The sequence below is a fragment of the Trebonia sp. genome (genome assembly GCF_049794275.1).
Classification (GTDB): Bacteria; Actinomycetota; Actinomycetes; order Streptosporangiales; family Streptosporangiaceae; genus Trebonia.
The window spans coordinates 1-4856 of record NZ_JBARCR010000835.1 but is presented as its reverse complement, the minus strand read 5'-3'; the positions used below and the strand labels follow the sequence as shown (position 1 = coordinate 4856).

General features: G+C 67.3%; 2 protein-coding genes. One reads left to right on the top strand and one right to left on the bottom strand.

Going from position 1 to position 4856, the window contains the following annotated elements:
• Window positions 1-414: 414 nt before the first annotated feature.
• Complete coding sequence (locus tag WA805_RS21690) at window positions 415-2979, bottom strand: helix-turn-helix transcriptional regulator (protein WP_425243248.1); 2565 nt, start codon at window positions 2977-2979, stop codon at window positions 415-417.
• A 1293-nt stretch (window positions 2980-4272) separates the two neighbouring features.
• Between WA805_RS21690 and WA805_RS21685 the strand changes: the two genes are divergently transcribed.
• A partial coding sequence (locus WA805_RS21685) for a DMT family transporter (RefSeq protein WP_425243247.1) occupies window positions 4273-4856 on the top strand: 584 nt, incomplete at its 3' end.

Genomic DNA, 4856 nt, shown 5'->3' with positions numbered 1-4856 from the left:
ACCAGGCCGAGGCGCGCCGGTCGCCGAATATTCGCTGGTCTCCAGCCTGGCAGTCTCAGCACTGTGCGGGCGCAGATCCGCCAGTTAAGTGCAGGACACCCACCCGACGTATGAGGATCCTCTTGATCTCCGTCAGCAGTGTGCGGCAGGCTTCGCCGTGCACTGAGCCGGGGATGCATTCCCGAGGCGGATTACCGCGGGGCGCGGGGAAGGTTTCAGGCGCGCGCAGCGGTTGCGATCGGCCGCAGCTCCACGGGCTGACCTTCTCGATCGAATGCTCCTTCCCCGCGGGTGGCGGCTGCGTGGGATGGAGCCGCATGACCGCATGCCCAAGCGGGCGGGGAAGTTAGTTCACTGGTCTTGGGTGTCCTGAGAGGAACGTGGGGCGTCCCTGCGCTTCCGGGTGCGGCTCGATTAGGCAGTCAGGTTCCGGCTCATATCAGCGGCTGCCTCACGGGTCTCGACGCCGAGTTTGGCCAGCACGGATGAGACGTGGTGATTGACCGTCTTGGCCGATATGAACAAGGCGCGGGCGATCTGGGTGTTGGTCTTTCGTTCGCAGATCAACTCGAGCACTTCGCACTCACGGGGGGTAAGCCCGAGGGGGTGCGCCCGGGTAGCTCGGCGCGGGCCGACCGGCACCGACCGGGCACCTACCTGGCGCAGCTTCTGGCGAGCGAGGCCGGCCGTCGCCCTGGCGCCTAGTTCATCGAGGCGCCGCAGTGCGTCGCGCAAGTCGTCTTCGTCCGACGAGTCAAGCAGGGCAAGCGCCGCGTCTAGGCAGCAGCCGAGCTCATCCCAGATACGCGCCGCCGCCGCGTGCTCGCCGAATTCCTGGAGCCGGTATGGCTCGGCAATCGGGCCATCGACGATCCGGTCGGAGCCCGTGCGGTAAAGCCAGCGGCGCAGCGCGCCGCGCATCCACTCGTCGATGTCGTGCGCGGCATCGGCGGCCAGCTCGGCTTCGTGCCGCGCCTCGTCAACTCGGCCTTCGGTCAGGAATGCCTCGGTCCGGGCGAGCCGGGCCGGTATGACGTACTGCGGCTGTCCGGTCGGTGCCGCGTTGGCGATCGCGCTGTCGAGGACACGCCAGACCCCCGGCTCGCCGCGGCGCGCATAGATCACGCCGATCAAGGCCTGCGCGCAGATCTGGTGCAGCGGGGCGGCCGAGCTTTCCTCGAGCAGCTGAGCGCTGATCGCCACCGCTTCGTCCCAGCGCCCACGATGTTCAAGGACGATGGTGTGAGCTGCGCGCAGGAAATGGAAGTGCCTGTCCAGGTCGTTCTGCTCGCAGTAGGCGACGCCGTCGCGGTAATACTGCTCACCTTCGTCGAACCGGAACTGGTCGCACGCGATGCCGTACAGATTGCTGTAGGCGCGACCGGCCTGATTGGGCAGGTTGCGGGAGATGGCCAGCTCGAGTGAGCGGCGAATCAGCCCGGCCCAGCTCGGGTCGGTCGCGGACGCGGCGCAGCCCTCGGTGTTCAGCGCATCGGCAACGACGTCGGATGCGTCAAGCGAACGGGCGAGAGCCTGCGCTCGCCGGGCCAAATCGATCGCCTGGTCGTTCTCGCTGCGCGTCATTCTGAGGGAAGCCAGCGTCACGTACGCCCGGGCCAACTCGCGCGTCCCGCCGAGCGGCTCGAGCGTGTTGATCGCTTCGATGGCGGCGCCTACCGCTTCATCGCCACGGCACAGGTGTTTCAGCGTCAGCGAGTAGCGCTGCAACGACTCGCCCTCATGACGGCGATCTTTGAGCAGCCGCCAAAGCCGGAGCGCCTGCTCGTCGGCGTCGGCCGCGGTTTGCGATTGGTCGCTGAGAGTCGCCTCTTCGGCAAGGCCCGTGTAGAGCTCGGCCTGAGCGGACGGCGCGGAATGCGCGGCCCATCGCAATGCGCGCTCGTACTGGGCCGCAGCCTCGCGATGTGAGCCGAGATCAACGGCTCGTCTCGCGGCGAGAGATGCGTGCCGGACGACTGCTTCTTCGTCGCCAGCACCCTCAGCGTGGAAGGCCATGCGCGCGTCATCGCGGCTGCCGCCGGCCCGCAGCGCGTTGAGGATCCTGGCGTGGATCAGCGCCTGCCGATGGGCGGGGATCTCCTGCGCGATCGCCAGCCGGGCGATCTCGTGCCGGAAGCGCAGGCCGATTCCTTCGTCGACCAGCAGTCCAGACGCACTGAGTTCGTCCAGCTCAGACTGCCGGTCGGCGAGCAGGCCCGCGTCGATCCGCACACCCATGAGCGCGGCAGTCTCAAGTACCTGCCGGGCCGTGCCGCTGAGCCGTCCGGTGCGCGAGAGGGTCGCGTCACGCGCCGATAGCGGGACTCCGTGTGTCCCGGCCTCGAGCATCTCGGTGACGTAGAAGGGATTGCCGCCAGTGAGCCGGTACAACTGGCCGGCGTCGAGACCGGTCCCGTCGGCCATCGTCCGGACGGCCTCGACCGACAGCGGCGGCAGCTCGAGCCGACGCGCCCACCGCCTCGCGGCGAGTTCACCCAATGCGAGACGCAGCGGGCTCGATGGTGCCAGCCAGTCGCCCCGATACGTGGCGATAACCAGCACCGACGCTGCGCGGATGCGACGTGTGAGAAACCGCATCAGGTCGAGCGTCGCCTCGTCCGCCCAGTGGATGTCCTCGATCACGATCACGTTGAGCCGATCATCACCGGTGACTTGCGTCAGCAGCGCGGCGAACAGTTCGTCTCGTTCAGGCTGGCCGCGACACAAATCCTCCAGCGTGCCGCCGAGATCGCGGGCGAGGTCGAACAACGGGGCGAGCGGCTGCGGCGTCGAGAGCCCGTCGCAGGCGCCCCACGACCAGATAGCATCGGGCAGATCGCGCTGGAACCGCTCGACCAGCACCGACTTTCCCGCGCCCGCCTCACCGGCGATCAGGACGAGCCGCCCTTCACCCTGACTCGCTTCGTGCGCGTACTGGCGTAGGGAGGCCAGCACCGGCTCGCGCTCCAGCAGCATCATATTCAGGATCTTCTCTCAGCCAGATCGAATGTGCACACCGTGCCGTCGTGGCGACGGGCACGGCGGGCGGATCAGGTGCGGATATCCATGTAGCTAGTGTCTTCCTCAGGTAGTCGCTGGCGGGGGCAGCTAGAGCGTAAGAACGGGGAGTACACGGCTGCATCGGAGCCATCTCCCTAAATTGCGGCCGCCGCATACCCATCTTTCGAGGCCGGCCGCCCTCCGCCCGGGTCGAACCGCTCCCGGCGAGCCGATAGTGGCCGGGACCGGTGGCGATCGCTCGTCACGCCATGAGGAGGTTCGACTCACTCACCACGACCGAGAAGGCTGGTTACGGGCTGTCCAAGGAAAGAACGGCATCGCGTGTATCGCGATGGGGTCCACTATGTCAACGGGACCCTGGTGGGTACCCCGGCTGCGCTGCTCCGGCATCTCGAGGCCCTGGTCTATGCGCCCGAGCGTGGGTACCTGCGGCTGGCAGCTCTTGAATATGTCGTGCTGAAGAGCGCTTGGGACCAGGCGCACGGCAAGAACGCGCCTCGCGGCTGTATGGGCACCGGTTCAATATCACCTATGCGCCCGACCGTTACGGACTCCCGACGCTCTACTCGCTGCATGCCTGGATCCTGAAGTAAAACCCGGGCGGCACCGGCACTCCGCCGCTAGTCGCGAATGCGGTCACCCGGTGCCGACCAGGTCCTGCTGCACGGTGTCGTGCTGTTTAATGCCGCATTCGCCACCGTTCAGCTAGCAGTCTTCAGCGAGTTCCAATTTTCCACGGCACAGCGCACGGCTACACCAACAAGCCTTGCGGGGCCTTGGACTTGCAATCAGCGCTTGCTCTGGGAAATGGGCCGCCAGCCTCGCACCTTCTGAGGACGCCGGGCCCGAGCTCAGCGTTGCCACCGGCGGGTGCGCCCGCGCGAATCATTCATCTGCCTGGCTTGGCCGCCGTACCTAGCTGCATTGGGCGCGCGGATCAGCACGCGGGACGTTACAGCGCCGGGTCTCAATCTAGGTATCTCGGCCTGAAAGATGGGCAACACCTGTCGATTCGTCCCGGGTGCCGGCCTGCCTACGGTCGCATGAATCGATCCTGCGACCGGGGGAGCATCGTTATGCCGCAGATGGCCGTTCCACCATTCGCGGCCTGGTTGCCGCGGCGTGGCAGCACCCGGATGCCTGACCTGGATTGCTGTGGCAGCCTAACTCCGGCGGGGGGCTGTCACCGCGGCCAGTTCTGTCTGTGCGGCCAGCAGGCCCGGCCAGGACGGCGGCCCTAGCATGGCTGGGTTGCGCAGTCCCACGGCCGCGCTGCTGGTTGCGGCCGGGCTGTGGGGGATGGCGGTGACTGGGACGAAATATGCCTTGGGTGGCTTCGACCCGGTGACCTTGCTCAGCGTCGAGCTGCTGGCGGGGGCGGGCGTTTTGTGGGCCGCCTTGCTTATCCGCGGTTACCGTCGGCCTCGGTCCTGGTGGCTTCCTGCCCTGCTGGGTCTGCTCGAGCCAGCCCTGGCCTACCTGGGCGACACCTTCGGCCTGTCGCTGACCAGCGCGGTGCACGGGGCCGTAATCAGCGGCCTGGAATCCGGGCTGGTGGTGTTGCTGGCCGCGGTGCTGCTGCGGGAGACCATCACCCGGCCAGCGATCTTCGCGGTCGTGACCGCGCTAGCGGGGCTGGCTGTGCTGGCGGGCGCAGGAGCCCGCCACGGCACAGCGGCCGGTGATCTGCTGGTGGCTGGCGGCGTGCTGAGCGCGAGTCTGTACACGATTGTCGCCAAGCGTTTCGATGACGGCTCCGATGCCCTGTCGCTGACAGCCTGGCAGTTCACGGTGGCAACGCTGGTGTCCTTGCTGGTGACGACCGCTCGCTGGGG